The following is an 18,984-nucleotide window of genomic DNA, read 5'->3' as shown; positions in this document are numbered from 1 at the left end:
TACAGCACTCCCGACGGCCGCAAGACGATGACCGCTTCGGTCACGTCCGGAGCCACCGTGAGCGACGCGGCGTTCCCGGCGGCGCTGAACGAACTCCTCAAGACGGTGTTCTGCGGCAAGAACTGAGATGGATGGCGGTGCTGCCGGGAGGGCTTGCCCTCCAGCTATTCAGTGTTACTATGTACCGGTAGTCAGTAGTACTAAGTAGCTGAAGGAAGCGTTCCGTGGGGGCACGCCGGTGATCCTGTCCGGCCGGTCCGTGTACGGCCACGAGATCACGGTGTGGCTGCGGGGGCAGGGTTTCTCCGGCATCGCCGAAGGCGCCGTGGATGCGCTGCTGGTCAGGATCTGGCAGCTCGGCGCGCAAGGGTGTATTCGCTCAATGTTCAGGGCCATGAACATCTTGCGGAGTCTTGGAGGAACTGGAGCTTCCTCGATGAGCGGCCAGAACAGCTCCACAAAGGAGGAAAGTAATCATGTCCGATGTCGAAAAGGGTGGGTTGATCACGAAGGTGTTCGGCCCCAAGAAGCGCTGGAAGGCGTACAAGGCACGCGCGGAGCAGCTTCCCGAGAACTACCGGACGACGGTCAAGGCGATCGAGCGGTACCTGATGCACTTCGTGCCGACCGACGCCGACAGCAACGCGTCGATGTTCGAAGACCTCGCCGACCTGTTCGAACAGGCAGCGGCGGACGGAACCCCGGTCCGCGACATCGTCGGGAAGAACCCGGCCGAGTTCGCCGATGCGTTCGTCCAGAACTACTCGCAGGGTGGCTACGTCCCCACCCGTGCGCGGAAACAGCTGACCGACGCCATCACGCGTGCCGAGGAAGAAGGACCCCGATGACCGCGCGCACGACCTCCGAACCGGCGATCCGCGTGCGGGGTTTGGAAAAGTCGTACAAAGAGTTGCAGGTGCTGCGTGGCGTGGACTTCGACGTGGCGCGGGGCAGCATCTTCGCCCTGCTCGGCTCGAACGGGGCGGGCAAGACCACGGTCGTGAAGATTCTCTCCACGCTGCTCAAGGCCGACGCGGGCACCGCGGGCGTCCACGGCTTCGACGTCGCCACACAGGCCGCGGACGTGCGGGAGTCCATCAGCCTCACCGGACAGTTCGCCGCCGTCGACGAAATCCTCAGCGGGCGAGAGAACCTCGTGCTCGTCGCCAAACTGCGACATCTCAAGGGTCCGGGCAAGATCGCGGACGGTCTGCTGGAACGGTTCTCGCTGACCGACGCGGGCGCGCGGAAGGTGTCGACGTATTCAGGCGGCATGCGCCGCCGTCTCGACATCGCGATGAGCCTCATCGGGAATCCGCCGGTCATCTTCCTGGACGAGCCGACGACCGGCCTCGACCCACAGGCGCGCATCGAGGTGTGGGACGCGGTGAAGGACCTCGCCGAGCGTGGCACGACTGTACTGCTCACGACGCAGTACCTGGATGAGGCCGAACAGCTCGCCGACCGGATCGCGATCCTCCATCAGGGCCGGATCATCGTGAACGGCACCCTCACCGAACTCAAGCAGCTGCTCCCGCCTGCCAAGGTCGAGTACGTCGAGAAGCAGCCGCGTCTCGAGGACGTCTTCCTCGCGCTCGTCGGTGACAACGGCAAGAACGGCGACACGGCACGGACGAGTAAGGAACAACGATGACCACGCACTTCGTCGGCGACACCACCGTCCTACTGGGACGATCCCTGAAGCACGTCACGCGCAGCGTGGACACCATCATCACGACCGCGATCACGCCGGTCGCCATGATGCTGCTGTTCGTCTACGTGTTCGGCGGCGCGATCAACACAGGGTCGGCTTCGTATGTGAACTACATGCTGCCCGGCATCCTCTTGATCACGATCGCGTCGGGCATCGCCTACACCGCACTCCGGCTCTTCAACGATATGAAAGGCGGCATCTTCGAGCGGTTCCAGTCCATGCCGATCGCGCGGTCGTCCGTGCTGTGGGCGCACGTGCTGACCTCGCTGGTCGCCAATCTGATCTCGCTGGTGATCGTCGTGGGCGTGGCCCTGCTCATGGGTTTCCGCTCGAGTGCCGGAGTGCTGACGTGGCTCGCGGTCGGCGGCATCCTGCTCCTGTTCACCCTGGCGTTGACGTGGCTCGCTGTGATCGCCGGTCTCTCCGCGAAATCCGTGGACGGCGCGAGCGCGTTCTCCTACCCGCTCATCTTCCTGCCGTTCCTCAGCTCCGCGTTCGTGCCCACCGCCACGATGCCCGGCCCGGTACGCGCTTTCGCCGAGCACCAGCCGGTGACGTCCATCGTCAACGCCGTCCGCGCCCTGTTCACCGAGCAGCCTGTCGGCACCGACATCTGGATCGCCCTCGCCTGGTGTGGCGGCATCCTCATCGTCGCCTACGCCTTCGCGACGATCACCTACCGCCGCAAGATCTCCTGATCGGGCGAATCCGCTTCTCAAGAAATCTCAGCTCTCCGGAAAGGATTACAGCAATGACAGATACGACTGGGGGAACAGCCGGCCAGGGGAACTTCCGACGCAGGACGCTGTTAGGAGGCGTGCTGGGTGCCGGCGCGCTCGCCGGTCTCGCCGCCGGCACCGCCTCCGCGAGCACATCGAGGAGCGGCGATGGCGGCTGTGACGAGAACGGCGTCGAGCACGGCTGGGGAAAGGTCGCCGACGCGTTCCGCGCGAACTTCAAAGGAAACCCCGGCGAGATCGGCGCGGCATGCAGCGTCTACGTGGGCGGCCGCCCCGTCGTCAACCTCTGGGGCGGTCTCGCCGATCGTCAGGCGAACCGGCCGTGGCGCAAGAACACCATCGTCCGGGTCGCGTCCACGACGAAGGGCATGACCGCGATCTGCGCTCACATCCTCGTGCAGCGCGGACAGCTGGATCTCGATGCCCCGGTGACCCGGTACTGGCCGGAGTTCGGTGCCGCCGGCAAGGACCGGATTCCGGTGCGCTGGCTGCTGTCGCACCAGGCCGGTCTGCCGATCCTCGACGGGCCGCTGACGTTCGAGCAGGCGTGCGCCTGGCATCCGGTCATCCGCGCTTTCGAGGCGCAGAAGCCACTGTGGAAGCCGGGCACGGAGCACGTCTATCACGCCCACTCTTACGGATTCCTGGTCGGAGAGGTCGTGCGCCGGATCACGGGCAAGTCACTCGGTACGTTCTTCGCCGACGAGGTCGCACGTCCCCTCGGCCTGAGCGCCTGGATCGGGCTGCCCGAGAAACATGAGTCACGGATGGCCCTGATCGAGGACGCCGCGCCGTTGACCGTGGAGGAGCTGACCGCCGGGATGATCAAGCTGACCGGGCTGGACGAGGACACGGTCACCGCATGGATCAAAGCCCTGTACAGCCCAGGCTCGGTCCAGACCCGCGCCGGCCAGCTCGGCGGCGCCTTCGACGTCACATCCGAATACTGGAACACGCGTGCCTGGCGCGCGGCGGAGTTCCCCGCCGCGAACGGGCTCACGGACGCGCGATCGCTGGCCCGCATGTATGCCGCCACGGTCAGCGACGTCGACGGAGTGCGGCTGCTGAACCTGTCGACGGTACGGAGAGCTACGGTCGTCCACACCAGCAAGACGACGATGCACGGGTTGCCGCCGGGGCTGAACATCCCTGCTGACCGCTCCTTCTACATGTCGCTGGGGTTCATGCGGGCGTGCTTGCCGATGCCGATGGTCGGACCCGGGTCGTTCGGCCATCCGGGATCCGGCGGTTCGATCGGCTTCGCCGACCCCGACGCCGAGGTCGGTTTCGGCTACGTCACGAATCTCTGGTCCTACCGGCCCGACGACCCGCGGGCGGCGAACTTGGCCAAGGCAGTCCGAGCCTGCCTCGGATGAGGAAGACATGCGTCGGGTAGCCGCTCACGCGGTCGAAGGCTGGGCTGGAGATACCGACCGTTGCGGCGAATAGAGCTGGAGGCTGACGTCAGTACGGAGATGCGCTAGGTGTCGGCCGACGTCGCGGCAGCTGCCGGGTGACTAAATAAGAGTACGGCGATTCTTCTGGTACGGTTTGCAGATGATCTCCCGTATCACGGGCGATTTCCCGCCCGAAGGGGCTCACCTCCCCCCCTCGGACACCCGCGTTATTCACACGCAAAGAGGTCGTCGCGTAGACGGCCTCTTTTTCGTTGTTGTACCGCAGGTCAAGCCTCAGATCCCGGTAGAGCTTTGCTAGCTTGCCCGGCTCGCTGTCGGCGAGCGCTGCCCCGATGTCGCCGAGCGAGTCGATCATCGCGTAGACCTCGGCGTCGGTGATCCCCGCTGGCTCGCCCGCGGCCGCTAACGCTCCCTGCGCAGCCGCTCGGTCCGCTTGGGCCTCGTTGATGCTTTCGACCAGTGCCGTCGGGTCGACGCCAGCGGCGATAGTGGCCTGGAATCGCCTGAGATTGGCTTCTGCCTCCTCCAGTTGTTTGCTTGCGACTCCATCGCCCTCGCTCGGACCATTGGCTGGGCGCCCAAGAGCTGGCTGACGGTCTGCTCGATGTTCTGCTGGTCGAACAACCCACCGATCCAGCCGTTCACCGCGTCCCGCAGCGGCTCTTCCCGGAGATAGATCGTGGGCGGATGTGTGAGCAAGGCCGGTGCACCCGGTGCCAGAGTTCGGGCCGGGCATCGGTAGTACCTGCCGTACTTGCGCGGGCTGCCTTCCATCTTCCGTTCGCATGCGGCACACCGGATGAGACTGCGGAACAGGTACACGTGCTTCACCGGGCGGCCCGTGCGTTCGGCCTTGCGCGCTGTCCGGAGGCCGCCTGCCGCTTTGGCTCGCCGGATCAAGTGCGCCTGCGTGAAGTCTTCGACCGACACGATCTTCGGATGAGCGGGCTTACGTGATCGAACCACCCGGTCCGGCTTTGCTCGCCGAAACCGCACGACGTTGCCGGCAGCGACGTCATCTGGATCGAACAGCATCTCCTGCCGAGCCGACCGCCCAAAAACCGTATAGCCCGTATAGCCCGTATAGCCCGTATAGCGAGGATTCTCCAGGATTGATCGCGTTGTGCTGCCCTGCCAGCCGTCCGCGAGCCGATGCCGGTTCTGCTCCGGTCGTCGAGCCGAAGGGCACGGGATCCCATCGCGGTCGAGCCCGTTCGCTATCGCTTGATCACCCATCCCATCGAGGTACTCAGCGAAGATGCGGCGCACGACTTCGGCCGCCGGCTCGTCGATCGCGAGCACCCGCAGACGGAACCCCTCCGCTGCCTTCCTCGGGTTCGGATGTGGTCCGCCATCTACGACCACGTACCCGTACGGAGCGCGGCCACCCTGGTGGCGTCCCTCGTTAACGACCTGCGCGTCCGTCAGTCCGATCATGGCGAGGCGTTCCGTTCCTAGGAGGCGATCATGCGGCCCTACGTCGCACAGGCCCAGAACGTTCCCTGGATCGCGCCCCGGCTGGCCGCTCCGAGAACCCGCGCCGGGATCCGGCTGCTGACCACTCTCGCCGGTGTCGCCGCGCGACCCCGGGTCGGCCGTATCGCCGCCCGCTTCACCAATCCGCCCTCGGACTCCATCGACCTGCCCGCCTACGCCGGGTGAGACCGGAAGAACAGCCCGCCTGCCACTTCTGCCGGTCCTTCCGCATGGTCGCCGCACGGTCCCGAGGGTGGAATTGAGCCATCGAAGCCGTCAACCGCAGGGAGGTCAGCGTGGCACGCCACCGCATCACCGAGGTGACCGCGCTGGCAGGCCGGGCACCGTCGTCGGCCGTCGGCAACGCCTTTCTTGCGTCGCTGCACGCCGAGCACCGGGATCATCTGCTGCGGTTCACCCGCCGCCTGCTGCCCACCGACCCGCACCGGGCCGAGGACGTCGTGCAGGAATGCCTGTTCCGCGCCTGGCGGAACAGGGAGACGCTCGCGGAAAAGGGCGGTTCGGTCCGCGCCTGGCTGTTCACGGTCGCGCGCAACCTCATCGTCGACTGGGCCCGCCGCGACACCGCCCGTCCGGTGGTGTTCGGTGACGACGACTTCGATCTGCTGCCGGGCGGCACCGACTTCGCCGACGAGGTCGTCGAGCGGTGCGTCGTCGAAGAAGGGCTGGCCCAGCTGACGCCGATGCAGCGCGAAGCCCTCGAACAGGTCTACCGGTACGACCGCACCCGGCAACGGGCGGCGGTGAGCATCGGTGTGCCGGTCGGCACGGTCAAATCACGGGTGCACCACGCGCGGATCGCGATGACGGAGGTGCTGGCCTGCAACGGAGTCACGGCCGCCGGGTGGTGACCCGGACGGGCTCAGGCCGATTCCCGGACCTCGACGCCGAGGGTGGTGGCCAGTTTCCGGGCCAGGCTCCGGGCATGAGGAGTTTCGTACCGGGAGCATTCGGCGAGGGCGCGCACCCGGTGCCGGTGGGCTTCCTCCGGCCGGGCACCGGCGTCGGCGAGTTCGGCGAGTTCGGCCATGATCTCGATCTTCGTTTCGGGCTGGCGCTCTTCGGCAAGGGCGGACAGCAGCTGTTCTTCGGCCTCCTCCAGACGTCCGGCCCTCGACAGCACCCGCCCGCGAAGTGTCTGCACCCGCGCCACCCCGAACGTCGCGTCGTGCCTGCGGAACAACGCCTCGGCCTCGTCGAGCAGGCCCAGCGCGCCCGTGACGTCCCCGCTCGCCGCCAGGCTGTCGGCGAGCCTGGTCAGCACCATGGACAGCAGTTCGTCGTTGCCTGCCGCGATGGCCGAACCCCGGTAGTAGGCCTCGCTCTGCCGTTGCACGGCCACGGCTTCGTCGAACTCGCCGAGGGTGTGCAGCATGCTGCCCAGCAAGGACAGCGCCAGAGAACGACCGTTCGGATAGCCGGCCTGCTCGAACAGTTCCACCGCGCGCCTGCCGATTCGCGCGGCCTCGCGGGGCGAACCGAGCCGCCGGGTGATGGCCGACCCGTAGTACAGCGACCACGCCTCCGTCACGACGTCGCCCGCTTCGCCTGCCGCCGCCACCGCGAGCTTATGCGCCGCCAGTGCCTCACGCGGCTCGCCACAAAGCGCGTAGAGCGCCCATGACACGTAGTTCAGTTGCTCGGCGGCGGATTTGACGTCACCGAGGGCCTGCGCCGCCGCCGCGCCCGCCCGGAACACCTCGCGCCACAGAACGCCGGTGCCACGCAGATCCGAGTACCAGTGCATCGCCTCGGCCAGCTCGAGGATCCGGCGGTGCTCACCCCGAGCCACGGCCGCACGCAGCGCGCCACGCCAGTGGGTCTGCTCCCGCGCCAGCCACCGGGCCGCGGAATCCCGGTCGCGCACCGGATCGGGCCCGTCGACCGCGATCGTCACCTCCGGCCGGTCGTGGTCGAAGAACTGCGCGGCCTTCGTCGCGACCGTGAGCAGCCAGTTCCGCACACGTTCTCCGGCGGCGTGCACATCCTCGGTCCGCTCCGCGGTTTCGAGCCGCTCCATGGCGTAGACGCGCAGCAGGTCGTGGCTGGTGTACCGGCCAGGCGTGCCGCTGAAGCCGAGAAGGCTGGCTTCGGCGAGTTTTTCCAGCGCAGACTCCGCTTCGTCCGCCGAGTGCCCGGAAGCCACCGCGGCGAGTTCGACGGAGGTGTCCGGACCGGGCACCAGCGCCAGCCGTCGGAACACCAGGGCGACGGCGGGAGTCAAGTGGTGGTAGGAAAGTTCGAAGGCGGCGCGCACCTGGAGGTCGCCCGCGGTGAGTACGGACAGCCTCCGCCGTTCGTTCTCCAGCTGGTCGGCCAGATGCGCGATCGTCCACTGTGCCCGGCTGGCCAGCCGGTTGCCCGCGATGAGCAACGCGAGCGGCACCCCGCCGCAGAGCTGCGCCACCCGCCGCGCCGCGTCCGGTTCGGTGTTCAGGCGGCGCGTTCCGGCGATCACGCGGAGCAGTTCCACCGACTCGTCTTCCGACAGCGAGCCGAGCGAGATCCGGTGCCGCGCGTCGAGGCCCGCCATGGTGTTCCGGCTCGTCACCAGCACCATCGATCCGGGACTGGTGGCCAGCAGCGGCCGCACCTGGGCCTCGTTGGCGGCGTTGTCGAGGATCAGCAGCACGTCGCGGTCGTGCAGCAGGGAGCGGTAGAGGGCGAGGCGGTCTTCGGGATCGTTGGGGAGCCGACGTTCGTCCACCCCGAACCCGCGCAAAAGCCGGTGGACCGCGCGTTCCGGGGTGAGCGGTTCGAGATCCATGCCGCGCAGGTCGAGGAACAGGCAGCCGTCGCCGAAATGCCGGGTGAGCCGGTGCCCGGCGTCCATGGCGAGCGCGGTCTTGCCCGAGCCCGGCAGGCCGTGGATCACCGCGACCTGCAGCCGGGATGACGACTCGGCGGCCCGCGCGACGTCGTCGAGGATCCGCTGTTCGGCTTCCCGGCCGGTCAGTTCGGTGAGGTTGGGCGGCAGGGCGGCGACGATGGCAGCCTGCGGAGTTTCGGGCGGAGCGGGTTCGTCCTCGCGCTCCGGCGCCGCCCGGCGCCCAGAGCGGGCGAGATCGGCGAAGTCGGCGGCTTCCTCGCCGGTCAGGCCGAGGCCGTCGACCAGCAGTTCCGCGGTGCGCCGCTGCGGGTTGCGGACCCGTCCGCGTTCCATGTCGCTGATACTGCGCACGCTGATCCCGGTCCGCTCGGTCAGCTCTTCCTGGGTCATCGGGATGCGCAACCGGTAGAAACGCAGGAAGTCACCGAACGCGGTCGTACCCACGCGGCCAAACTCCTCTCAGCGACGGGCGTGCCGAACACCGATGATCCTGCCATGGCCCGGTGTCCTGGTTTCGAGCCGAATGGGCACCCGAAACGACAACGGCCCCGGCCCCGCGTCGGGAGACGGGGCCGGGGCCGGGGGCCGAAACCGGATCAGGGCAGGTCGGCAGGGGACAGCAGGCGGAGGTCGGCCACGGTGGGCGCGCCCGTCGTGCTGAGCCGTCCGGCTTGGCGGGTCATCATGATCTCCATCACCTGCCGGGCGTAGCGCGCGTTGCCGAACGATACGCCGCGTTCCACGGCCGCGAAATGCTTCCGCAGCGCGATGACGGTCTCCGGCGCGCACTCGTAACCGTTCGTCGTCGCCATCCGGTGCACGATGGTGACGAGATCGTCGGTCGTGTAGTTCTCGAACTCGATATGCCGGGAGAACCGGGAGGCGAGACCGGTGTTGGAGGAGAGGAACATCCGCATCTCCGCCGAGTAGCCGGCGACGATCACCACCGTGTCGTCGCGGTGGTCTTCCATCAGTTTGACCAGGGTGTCGACGGCCTCCTGCCCGAAGTCGCCGCCCGTGGCACCCTGCGGCGTGAGGGCGTAGGCCTCGTCGATGAACAGCACGCCGCCGCGCGCGGTTTCGAACGCCTCCCTGGTCAGATGCGCGGTGTGCCCGACATAGCGGCCGACCAGGTCGGCACGCGCGACCTCGACCAGATGGCCTTTGCGCAGCACGCCCAGCGCGGCGAGTAGTTCGCCGTAGAGCCTGGCCACGGTGGTCTTGCCGGTACCGGGCGCACCGGCGAACACCAGGTGATTGCTGATCGCGGGGACCGGCAGGCCCGCCTGCCGTCGTTGCCGGGCGGTGGAGATCAGGTTCACCAGGTCGTTGATCGCATCCTTCACCCCGGTCAGGCCGATCATCGAATCCAGCCGTGTCCGCAACGTGGTCAGCGCGTCGTCGTCGCCCTGCTGGGCGCCGGCCGCCACCCCGCCGGGTACGTCGGCGGGGAGCAGGAGCGAAAGGCTCTGGTCGTCCGCCTCCGGTTCGCTCGCGAGGCGGAACGCCTGCTGGTCCACCATCTCCTCGAACACCTTGCGCGCGGTCCGCCCGTTGCCGAAGTCGTCGCCGCGTTCCATCTGTCCGAAATGGACGGACAGGGCGTTCCTGGTGTCCTCGGGCACCTGGTACTGGTGCGCGGTGCACATCCGCTCGACGATCGTCACCAGTTCGTCGTTGGCGTAGTTCTCGAACTCGATGGTCCGCGTGAAGCGCGACGCGAGCCCCGGGTTGGACTGCAGGAACGCGGTCATCTCCTGCGAATAGCCGGCGGCGACCACCACGAGGTCGTCGCGGTGGTCTTCCATCAGCTTGACCAGGGTGTCGACGGCCTCCCGGCCGAAATCCGGTCCGCTGCCCTTACCCTGCGCCGTCAAGGTGTACGCCTCGTCGATGAACAGCACGCCACCCAGTGCCTTGGTGAAGGTCTCGGTGGTCTTGATCGCCGTGCCGCCGACGATCTGGGCGACCAGATCGGCCCTGGCCACCTCGACGAGATGGCCTTCGCGCAGCACTCCCAGTTCGGCGAGGATGCTGCCGTAGAGCCGGGCGACGGTCGTCTTTCCGGTACCGGGCGGGCCGGCGAAGATCAGATGCCTGCTGGTCGGCGGCGCGACCATACCCGCCTGTTCGCGTCTGCGCGCCATCTTGTTCAGGTTCACCAGCGTCTTCACCTGATGTTTGACGCCGCTGAGACCGACCAGCGCCTCCAGTTTCGCGAGCGGCGCGCCGTCGTCTTCGGCCTGCTGCGGTGCGGTGCCGTCCACGTCGGTCTCGGCGACCTCGGCCGTGCTCGCGGTGCTGCCGTCGATATCCGGGGTGCCGTTGGCGTTGCTGGTCAGGTTTTCCACCGACAGCCGGGCGCTGGGCACGGTGACGCGCAGGCCGCCGCCGGTGTTGTCGGACGCGGTGCAGTCCACGACGCTCACCGCGTCGGCCGACTCGATCCGCACGCCGTCCCGGCGATTGCCGCTGACGTCGTCGGCCGTCAGCTTCGCCCGCGCGCCGGCGTCCACCTGGACGCCGTGGCCCCGGGAGCGCCGGACCGTGGATCGGGACAGCATCAGCTCTCCGCCGTCGCGTACCGACACGCCGTTCTCACCGGCCTCGACGATCTCGCAGTCCCGGAGCGAGCCGACGCCGCCCGGCCCGATCAGCACCCCGGACTGTCCCGGCTGGAACACCCGAAGTGTGCTGACATAAGGACTTCCGCCTTCGGAGATGCTGAGCCCGGCCTGACCGGCGTCGCGGACCTCGCAGTCCTCCAGCCGGCCGCGGCCGTTGCCGGTGACCTCGATGCCGTTGCCCCGGCAGCCGTTCAGCGTCGCCCGGCGAAGGAGCGGGTTGGCCGCCGCCTCCACCAGGACGCCGTTGCCCGCGACGTCATGGATCTCCAGCCTGTCGAACTCGGCCGTCGCGCCGTCGGTGACCAGCAGCCCCACCGACGAACCACCACGGACCACCGTGCGGCTGAACGACGGGCCGCTCGCCTCGTCGATATGGATACCCGCGCCGGTCGCGTCGGCCACCTCGCAGTCCTCGAAGGACCCGCGGGACCGTCCGGTGACCCGCACGCCGACACCGCCGGTCTTGGCCGTGCGGCAACGGCGCAGCACGGGATCGGCGCCGTCGGCCACGGTGATCCCGTCGCCGGTGGTGTTGGTGATCCGGCATTCCTCGAGCACCGGTGAGGAGTGGGTGCTGACGAAGACGCCGCTCGCGCTGTCCCGGACGGTGGTGTCGAGCACCTTCGTCGCGCTGTCTTCTTCGAGCGCGATCCCCGGCCGTCCGGTCGCGGAGATGTCGCAATGCTGGATGGTGCCCTGGGCCTGGCCGTTCGCGCAGACGCCGTTGCCCTTGGCGTGCCGAAGGGTGCAGTCCCGCACCGTCGGGTTGCCGCGTTCGGCGATCACCACGGCGGAGGTCTGCACGTGTTCGACGACGCAGTCTTCGATCATGCTGGGAGCGGGCGAGGTGACCACGATCCCCGCGCCGCCGGGGTTGGTCACCCGGCAGCCGCGCATCGCCAGCGAACCCGAATTGCGGGCCAGCACGGCGGTCCAGGCGGCGCCGATGATCTCGCAGTCCTCCACCGCGGCCTGGCCGCGCGAGATGTCGACCGCGGGCAGTTCCTCATGCTGACCGCGCAGCACCAGCCCGGTGAGTTTCACCGCCTCGGCGGCCAGTTGCAGCGCGCTGCCCTGCCGCGAAACGATCTCGACACTGCCGCGTGCGTCGCTCGCCGCGATGGTGACGACCTTCGTCACCACCAGCGATTCGTCATAGCGGCCGGGAAGCACGGAGATCACCGTGCCGTTGCGCGCGTCCTGCAGCGCTGCCGAAATGGTGCGATACCCCTGATCGCGGTCCACTGTGAGCACGTGCCGTGACACGAGCGCTCCCCTCGTCGTTCTGCGGGCGGAACCTTCGGCTCCACCATGGACAACGCAGTGGGTGCCCGATTGGGTTCACCGATGGGGGAATCTGCCGGTCCTTCTTCCTGTTCGTTTCCCGGCGGTGCGTGCTGGACTGGGACGATGAGGCGACCTCTGGCCGTGGCGTGCGTGACACTCACCCTTCTGGCGAACGGTGGTTTGGCGGCCGCGCAGGACACCGAGCTGCCGCAGATCCCGCAGGCGTTGAAGGCCGGGCAGCCGTGCACCGCCCCGTCGGGCAAGAAGGTCCCCTCGGTGCCGTGGCAGCTGCCTTATCTCGGCGCGGACCGGCTTTGGGCGCTGTCGACCGGTGAAGGCGTGACCGTCGCGGTGGTGGACACCGGGGTCGACGGGTCGGTCCTGCCGATCCAGCCGGTCGGTGACGCCGGTACGGACTGTGTCGGGCACGGCACGGTCGTCGCGAGCCTGATCGCCTTGCCTCTGGCGGACGGTGCCAAGGTTTCCGGGCTCGCACCCGAGGCGCGGGTGCTCGCGGTGCGCGGTACGGACAAGGCAGGCGCGGCGACCGCGGCGAGTATCGCGGGCGCCCTCGACGGCGCGGTCGCGGCCGGTGCGCGGATCATCTGCGTCGCGACGGCCGTCACCGAGGCGGATCCGGCGCTACGGCAGGCTGTCGACCGGGCCGTCGCGGCGGGCGCGCTGATCGTGGCGGCGGCGGGCCGCGACGTGACCACCGCGCGCGACGTCCCACCGGGCCCGTACTACCCGGCGGCGTTCCCCGGCGTACTCGCGGTGACCGCCATCGGCCCGGACGGGAAACCGGCCGCCAAGGCCGCGCCCGTCCCCGGATCTCTTGCCGCACCGGGAAATCTCGTGGTGGGCAAGGGACCAGGCGGTGGCCCGTTCGTCGGTGCCGGACCCGCGTTCGCCGCCGCACACGTGGCGGCCGCGGCGGCGCTGATCCGGTCGTACCGGCCCGAGTCGACGGCGGCCGACATCACCCGGCGGTTGCGGGAAACCGCCTACCCGCAGGCAGGGGTGACCGTGCTCGACCCGCTCGCGGCGTTGACGTCGGTCGCGACGGCCGGTGGCCCGGCCGCCGCCCGACGTGAGCCTTTGGTGGTGATGCCGGCGTCGGACCTCGCGAGCGCCAGGCAGGCGGCCTGGCTGGTGGTGGCCGTCGTCGTGGTGACCGTCGCTTTGCTGGGCGCGGCCGCTTTCGTGATTCCGCGAGGACGGCGACGGGGATGGCGCGCCGGTTCGTAAGTGCCGGTTCGGCTTCTCCGGAGTCCGTGAAGGCCTCCTTGAGGGACTCAGAGTCCCTCAAGGAGGCCTTCACGGACCCGCCGGGCAAGCCGCCGGGGAAACCCTTCCGGCGCTGATGGGGGGCGGCGACGGAAGGGCGGGTCCGGTCATTTCGTGACGAGCGCCGCCTCGTGGGCCGAGAGGGCCGTCTGCACGATGGTCGTTCCGCGCCGCGTGGCGTACTGCGCCCGCCCGGGGATCAGGACGCGCGGCCGCACCTCACCGAACACGATGCCTTCCGAAAGCGGGCACGAGAGCAGCATCATCGGGGTGTTGACCTCGACGAGCCGCCGGAGCAGCGGATCGTTGGCGCCGCGCCCGATCCCGTTGGCGCCGCGGGCTACGACCAGGTGCAGACCCAGCGCGTTGCCCTGGGCCAGCGGGTCGAACAGTTGCTGGAACAGGGAATTCGACGACGACGCCACCATGTCGTAGTCGTCGATCACCACGAATACCTGAGGCCCGGTCCACCAGTCACGCAACCGCAGGCGCGCCGGGGTGATGTCCGGGCCGGGCGTCCGGGTCTGGACCGCCCGCGCGACACCGTCGATCATGTCGTGCACCGAATCCCCGGACACCGCGTAGCCCAGCTGGTACTCCTGCGGCACCGCGTCGTACAGACCGCGGCGATAGTCCACCGTGATAATCCTGGCCTCCTGCGGGGTGTACCGCTTGGTGATGCCGTCGATCACCAGCCGCAGCAGGTTCGTCTTCCCCGATTCCACGTCGCCGATGACCATCAGATGCGGATTGTCCTCGAAGTCGTGCCACAGCGGCTCGAGACGCTGATCGTCCATACCGAGTGCGAGGCGCATATCCGCGTCCGGCTCGGGGAGTTCGGTCCGGTCCAGTACCGGCGGCAGCATCCGGACCGGGGGAGCGGACGGCCCGGACCACGCCGAGGCGATCCGGTCAACCAGTGCCTCGACGTGTTCGGCGACGTCGCGTTCCACTCCGTCGATGGACGGTAGCGCGGTGAGGAAATGCAGTTCCTTGTCGGTGAGGCCACGGCCGGGGATCTTCGGCACGGTCGCCGCCGCGCGCATGTTGATCACCGAATCGACCGCGTCACCGAGCCGGAGTTCGAGTTGCGTGCCGACGAGGTCGCGGACGGCGCTGACGATCTCGCTCCACCGGCTCGACGCCATCATCAGGTGGATGCCGTAGTTGAGGCCACGTGAGGCCAGTTCGACGAACGTCGGCAGCAGGTCCATGAAGTCCTGCCGGATCGTGGACCAGCCGTCCACCACGAGGAAGACGTCACCGTGCCGCTGGTCGGCGTAGTCCCCCGCGGCCCGCTTGCGCCGGTAGGTGGCCATCGAATCGATGTCGTTGTCGGTGAAGAACCGCTCCCGGCGCGTCAGCAGGGCGGTGACTTCGCCGATGGTGCGCTGGATCCGTTCGACGTCCAGACGGCCGGTCACACCTCCGACATGAGGGAGTTTTCGCAAACTGGTCAGCGTTCCACCACCGAAGTCGAGGCAGTAGAACTGGATCTCGGCCGGGGTGTGGGTAAGCGCCAGCGCGGTGATGAGGGTGCGCAGGGCGGTGCTCTTGCCGCTCTGCGGTCCGCCGACGATCGCGACATGCCCGTCGCTGCCCGCCAGGTTGACGAGCAGCGGATCCCTCGACTGCTCGAACGGCCGGTCGATCAGTCCGATCGGGACGGTCAGCCCGCCGCGGCCGTACCACTCCTGCGCGGTGAGCCCGTGTTCACGGGTCTCCACCAGCGGCGGCAGCAATTCGTCGAGGGAACTGGGCGCGTCCAGCGGCGGCAGCCAGACCTCGTGCGCGGGCGGACCGGCGCCGCGGAGCCGGTCGACGGCCAGTTCCAGCAGGCTCGGCACCGAACCTTCGGGCTCGGGTTCGGCCACCACCGGTTCGGGTTCGGGCATCGGTTCGGTGCGGGCGGCGAACTTCGAGGTGAACGGGACGATCTGCTGCGCCACCACCGCCTGCTCGACATTTCGGCGCACCACGCGGTGCGGGCCGGAGACGTAGGCCGCCTTGAACCGGTCGAGCGCCGCGGTACCGCTTTTGAGGAAACCGTTCCCCGGATCGGAGGGCAGCTGGTAGGCGTCCGGTACCCCGAGTACGCCACGGCTTTCCATCGCCGAGAAGGTGCGCAGGCCGATCCGGTACGACAGATGCGATTCCAGCTGGTGGATCCGGCTTTCGTCGAGCCGCTGCGAGGCGAGCAGCAGGTGGACGCCCAGCGACCGCCCGAGCCGCCCGATCATGATGAACAGGTCCATGAAGTCGCGGTGCGCCGACAACAGCTCGCTGAACTCGTCCACCACCAGGAAGAGGGTGGGCAGCGGATCGAGCGGAGTCCCGTTCGCCCGCGCCCGTTCGTAGTCCAGTGCGGAGCTGTAGTTGCCCGCCTTGCGCAGAAGTTCCTGGCGCCGCACCAGTTCCCCGTTGAGCGCCTCGCGCATCCGGCCGACCAGCGCGGCCTCGTCGGCGAGGTTCGTGATCACCGCCGAGGTATGCGGCAGCCCGTCCAAGCCGAGGAATGTCGCGCCACCCTTGAAGTCCACCAGTACGAAGTTCAGGACCTCCGACGAATGCGTGAGGGCGAGCGCCAGTACGAGGGTGCGCAGCAGCTCCGACTTCCCGGAACCGGTCGCACCGATCAGCATGCCGTGCGGGCCCATCCCGGACTGGGCGGACTCCTTGATGTCGAGATCGACCGTGGTGCCGGTCGGGCCGACGCCGAGTGGCACCCGGAGCCTGCCGCCGGGGCGTTTCGCCGCCCAGCCCGCCGCCACGTCGTAGGTCTGGATATCGGTGATGCCCAGCATGGCCGTCAGATCGAAGTTCGCGGCCATCGGTTCGGCCGACTTCTGCCGCGCGCCGACCCGGTAGGGCGCCAGCCGCATCGCCAGCGCCGTCGCCGTGTTGAGGCCGATCCCGTCCGGACGGCCGAGGTCGCCGGCGACCTCCTTGTTGTGCTGATCGACCGTGATCAGCTTCAGCATCCCGTCCCCGAGCCGGAGCCGCAGGGTCAGCGGGTCGTCCTGAACGGACAGTGCCGAAGAGAGGTCCACGACCGTCGTGTTGCGGTAACCGTCACCGGCGAGCCGGTTCGTGGGCGGCACGGTGACCCCGTCCACGAACAGCATCACGCAAGGCTCGTGGAGGTCGGGCAGGGCGTCCGGATCGAATCCGGGCCGGGTGGCGAATTCGTCGCCCATCGCGTTTTCCAGTTCCGCGATGGACTCCACCACCAGCCGGGCTTCCCCCGCGCCGTCCGTTTCGCTGGGGTGGAGGTTGTGCGGCAGCCATTTCACCCACTCCCAGGACGCCCGGCGTTCCGGCGCGGCGAGCACGACGATCCGCAGTTCCGCAGGGGAGTGGAAGACCGCGATATGCGCGATCATCGACCGGGCGAGCGCCCGGATCCGCTCGCCCTCTTCGGCGGTGGCCTGCACCAGGATCCTGGCGAACGACGGCAAGAACACCGCGACCGGCTGGTCGGTCACGGTGCCGTAAGCGTGGATGAACCGGCGGAGCGCGTGCGCGGACAGCGGTTCCAGGTCGTCGACAGGCTTGGTGGACAACGGGTTCAGCCGCCACGCGAGCCGCTGCGGTCCCCGCGCGACGCGGATCTCGCCGAAGTCGTCGTCTTGGGCGTCCCGTTCCCACATCCGCGTCGTACCGGGCAGCGACCACAGCGAGGTCGGGTCGGGATGCCGCCATGCCAGTGCTTCCCGTTGGCTGGTCACCACTTCCCTGACCTTGCGGCGGGACTGGGCGAGGTAGCGGAGGTAGTCGCGCCGGGCGTCGTTGAGTTTCTGTTTGCGTTCCCCAGCGCTGCGGCCCAGTTGGCCGACCAGCATGGCCATCGAGGACACCGTCATCAGCCCGGCGGCCAGATAGCTGAACGCGCCGTTCTCACCTGGGCGGACGAACAGCAGCACGGTCGCCGTCGACGACAACGCCATCGGCAGGTACATCATGACCGCGCCGGCGCTGCGCTGGACTTCGGGCAGCGTGGGCGGTTCTTGGATGCTCAGCTCGCCCTCGGGCATTTCCGGTCCTGGCCGTCGCGTCCCCTTGCGGAATGTGATTACACTCAAGGCCGGATTCCTTCCCTCTCGGACGCGCTGTGGTGGCGGCTCCACTAGAGGTGACGAAATCCGACCACGCGACGGTTCACTCACGATGCCGCGCGTCGGTCGCCCGATCGAAGGCGTGTGCCATGGCGACCACTTCAGGGCTGTGCAAGCTCCGTGTCAGTGCCCCGGCGGCCAGTTTCGCACTGGCCGTCCCGGTGGATATCCCGTTGATCGACCTGATGCCGACGATCCTCGGCCACGCGGGTCAGGATCTGGCCGAAGAGGGGGTGGACCACGACGGCTGGATCCTGCAACGGCTCGGCGACCCACCGCTGGACCAGGAGTCCACGGTCGACGTACTCAAACTGCGTGACGGCGAGACCCTGCACCTGCGGCAGCGTCGTGAACAGCTGCCCGCCGTCCATTTCGACGACATCATCGACGGCCTGTCCACCGAGGCCCGCGCCCGGCCGGATTCGTGGAGCCCGGGGGCCACCCGGTGGACGATGCTCGGCAGTGTGCTGGCCGCCGTGGCGCTCGGGTTCTGGCTGCTGGTGACCGCGCCCGCCGCGTGGCCGACCTTGTTGTCCGCCGGGGTGGCGGCCTTCTTCCTGCTGGTGTGCGCCGCCACGGCCGCCCGCGCGCTCGGTGACAGCGCCGCGGCGCTGTCACTGGCGCTGGCCGCGGTCCCGTTCGTCGGATTGGCCGGTTCGCTCATCCCTCACGGACCCGAAGGTCCGGTACTGACCGGCGCGCGGCTGCTGGCCGCCTGCGTCGCGGGCGCGGGAGCCGCCGCACTCGGGATGGCGGCGGTGGCGGGTTTCGCGCCGGTCTTCATCTCGGTCGCCACGTTCGGGCTGTTGTGCGCGACCGGTGGTCTGGTGATGATGCTCGGTGGCGACGGCGGCGCGTCCGCCTCGGCGACGATCATCGCGGTGATCGCCGTCCTGCTCGGCGCCTTCGTGCCGAGGATCGCCTTCCGGCTGTCCGGGCTGCGGCTGCCGGGGTTGCCCACCACCGCCCAGGAACTGCAGGAGGAACTCGATCCGCATCCCGGTGACGAGGTCGTCGGCAAGGGCCTGATCGCGGACGCCTTCGTGACCGCGTTGTTCGCCGCGATCGGGATGGCCTGCCTGGTCACACTCGAATTCGTGGTCCGCGACCCGTCGTGGCAGGCCGTCACCTTCGCCGCCATGCTGAGCGCGTTGCTGCTGGTGCACGGCCGCGCGCTGGGAAGTGTGTGGCAGCGGCTCTCGGTGATCGTGCCGGGGGTGTACGGCGTACTGCGGCTGTTGCTGGCTTCACAGCTGGATTCGGCCACCCCGTTGCCGATGGTGGCGGGGGTGTTCGCGCTGGCCGCCGTGGTGCTGGTGGCGCGCTGGACGCTGCCAGGTCGCAGGCTGCTGCCGCAGTGGGGCAGGCTCGCGGACATCGCGGAGACCCTCGCCGCGGTTTCGCTGCTGCCGCTCGCGTTGTGGCTGCTCGGCGTGTTCGCGTTCATGCGCGGTTTCGGGGGCTGAGGG

General features: G+C 68.7%; 13 protein-coding genes. 8 read left to right on the top strand and 5 right to left on the bottom strand.

The window, feature by feature from the left end; genetic code table 11:
• Nucleotides 1–476: 476 nt before the first annotated feature.
• The 4 genes from ACLJRL_RS18510 to ACLJRL_RS18495 all read left to right on the top strand — a co-directional run bounded on the left by ACLJRL_RS18510 (nt 477) and on the right by ACLJRL_RS18495 (nt 3,830).
• Complete coding sequence (locus ACLJRL_RS18510) at nt 477–848, top strand: DUF1048 domain-containing protein (RefSeq protein WP_410657431.1); 372 nt, start codon at nt 477–479, stop codon at nt 846–848.
• Complete coding sequence (locus tag ACLJRL_RS18505) at nt 845–1,654, top strand: ABC transporter ATP-binding protein (protein ID WP_410657430.1); 810 nt, start codon at nt 845–847, stop codon at nt 1,652–1,654. The genes ACLJRL_RS18510 and ACLJRL_RS18505 overlap by 4 nt, the downstream gene beginning before the upstream one ends.
• Entirely contained in the window at nt 1,651–2,412 is a 762-nt protein-coding gene (locus ACLJRL_RS18500; protein WP_410657429.1) for an ABC transporter permease, read from the top strand. Before ACLJRL_RS18505 ends, ACLJRL_RS18500 begins: the two co-directional genes overlap by 4 nt.
• Before the next feature lie 119 nt (nt 2,413–2,531).
• Nucleotides 2,532–3,830 carry a serine hydrolase domain-containing protein gene (locus ACLJRL_RS18495; RefSeq protein WP_410657428.1) on the top strand — a complete coding sequence of 433 codons (1,299 nt, stop codon included), beginning with the start codon at nt 2,532–2,534 and terminating at the stop codon, nt 3,828–3,830.
• Between the two features lie 88 nt (nt 3,831–3,918).
• On the opposite strand, the gene ACLJRL_RS18490 is transcribed toward ACLJRL_RS18495, so the two are convergent.
• Both ACLJRL_RS18490 and ACLJRL_RS18485 read right to left on the bottom strand, forming a co-directional pair.
• On the bottom strand, nt 3,919–4,227 hold the full coding sequence (locus ACLJRL_RS18490) for a hypothetical protein (protein WP_410657427.1): 309 nt from the start codon (nt 4,225–4,227) through the stop codon (nt 3,919–3,921).
• A 47-nt stretch (nt 4,228–4,274) separates the two neighbouring features.
• Nucleotides 4,275–5,174, bottom strand: coding sequence for a recombinase family protein (locus tag ACLJRL_RS18485; protein ID WP_410657426.1), 900 nt, complete (start codon nt 5,172–5,174; stop codon nt 4,275–4,277).
• A gap of 165 nt (nt 5,175–5,339) precedes the next feature.
• On the opposite strand from ACLJRL_RS18485, the gene ACLJRL_RS18480 reads away from it, so the two are divergent.
• Together ACLJRL_RS18480 and ACLJRL_RS18475 are read left to right on the top strand one after the other, a co-directional pair.
• On the top strand, nt 5,340–5,534 hold the full coding sequence (locus tag ACLJRL_RS18480; protein ID WP_410657425.1) for a hypothetical protein: 195 nt from the start codon (nt 5,340–5,342) through the stop codon (nt 5,532–5,534).
• A 110-nt stretch (nt 5,535–5,644) separates the two neighbouring features.
• Nucleotides 5,645–6,220: a sigma-70 family RNA polymerase sigma factor gene (locus ACLJRL_RS18475; protein WP_233599024.1), complete on the top strand. Its 576-nt coding sequence runs from the start codon at nt 5,645–5,647 to the stop codon at nt 6,218–6,220.
• Nucleotides 6,221–6,231: 11 nt separating this feature from the next.
• Here ACLJRL_RS18475 and ACLJRL_RS18470 read toward each other — a convergent pair whose 3' ends face one another.
• Together ACLJRL_RS18470 and ACLJRL_RS18465 are read right to left on the bottom strand one after the other, a co-directional pair.
• Nucleotides 6,232–8,643 carry an NB-ARC domain-containing protein gene (locus ACLJRL_RS18470; protein WP_410657424.1) on the bottom strand — a complete coding sequence of 804 codons (2,412 nt, stop codon included), beginning with the start codon at nt 8,641–8,643 and terminating at the stop codon, nt 6,232–6,234.
• Between the two features lie 152 nt (nt 8,644–8,795).
• Nucleotides 8,796–12,092: a right-handed parallel beta-helix repeat-containing protein gene (locus ACLJRL_RS18465; RefSeq protein WP_410657423.1), complete on the bottom strand. Its 3,297-nt coding sequence runs from the start codon at nt 12,090–12,092 to the stop codon at nt 8,796–8,798.
• 171 nt (nt 12,093–12,263) lie between these two features.
• Between ACLJRL_RS18465 and ACLJRL_RS18460 the strand changes: the two genes are divergently transcribed.
• Entirely contained in the window at nt 12,264–13,361 is a 1,098-nt protein-coding gene (locus ACLJRL_RS18460) for a S8 family serine peptidase (protein WP_410657422.1), read from the top strand.
• A 146-nt stretch (nt 13,362–13,507) separates the two neighbouring features.
• Here the strand turns inward: ACLJRL_RS18460 and eccCa are convergent, their stop codons facing one another.
• Entirely contained in the window at nt 13,508–17,482 is a 3,975-nt protein-coding gene (eccCa, locus tag ACLJRL_RS18455; RefSeq protein ID WP_410657421.1) for a type VII secretion protein EccCa, read from the bottom strand.
• A gap of 122 nt (nt 17,483–17,604) precedes the next feature.
• On the opposite strand from eccCa, the gene eccD reads away from it, so the two are divergent.
• Nucleotides 17,605–18,981 carry a type VII secretion integral membrane protein EccD gene (eccD, locus tag ACLJRL_RS18450; protein ID WP_410657420.1) on the top strand — a complete coding sequence of 459 codons (1,377 nt, stop codon included), beginning with the start codon at nt 17,605–17,607 and terminating at the stop codon, nt 18,979–18,981.
• Nucleotides 18,982–18,984 lie beyond the last annotated feature (3 nt).

The sequence above is a fragment of the Amycolatopsis sp. lyj-112 genome, from assembly GCF_046549055.1.
In the GTDB taxonomy this organism is placed as follows: Bacteria; Actinomycetota; Actinomycetes; order Mycobacteriales; family Pseudonocardiaceae; genus Amycolatopsis.
This window is presented reverse-complemented; position numbering and strand designations above follow the sequence as displayed.

Bases quoted from the DNA above. Each gene is read 5' to 3' on its own strand.
- ACLJRL_RS18505 (WP_410657430.1), top strand. From the start codon at position 845: ATGACCGCGCGCACGACCTCCGAACCGGCGATCCGCGTGCGGGGTTTG.
- ACLJRL_RS18500 (WP_410657429.1), top strand. From the start codon at position 1,651: ATGACCACGCACTTCGTCGGCGACACCACCGTCCTACTGGGACGATCC.
- ACLJRL_RS18510 (WP_410657431.1), top strand. From the start codon at position 477: ATGTCCGATGTCGAAAAGGGTGGGTTGATCACGAAGGTGTTCGGCCCC.
- eccD (WP_410657420.1), top strand. From the start codon at position 17,605: ATGGCGACCACTTCAGGGCTGTGCAAGCTCCGTGTCAGTGCCCCGGCG.
- ACLJRL_RS18490 (WP_410657427.1), bottom strand. From the start codon at position 4,227: ATGATCGACTCGCTCGGCGACATCGGGGCAGCGCTCGCCGACAGCGAG.
- ACLJRL_RS18480 (WP_410657425.1), top strand. From the start codon at position 5,340: ATGCGGCCCTACGTCGCACAGGCCCAGAACGTTCCCTGGATCGCGCCC.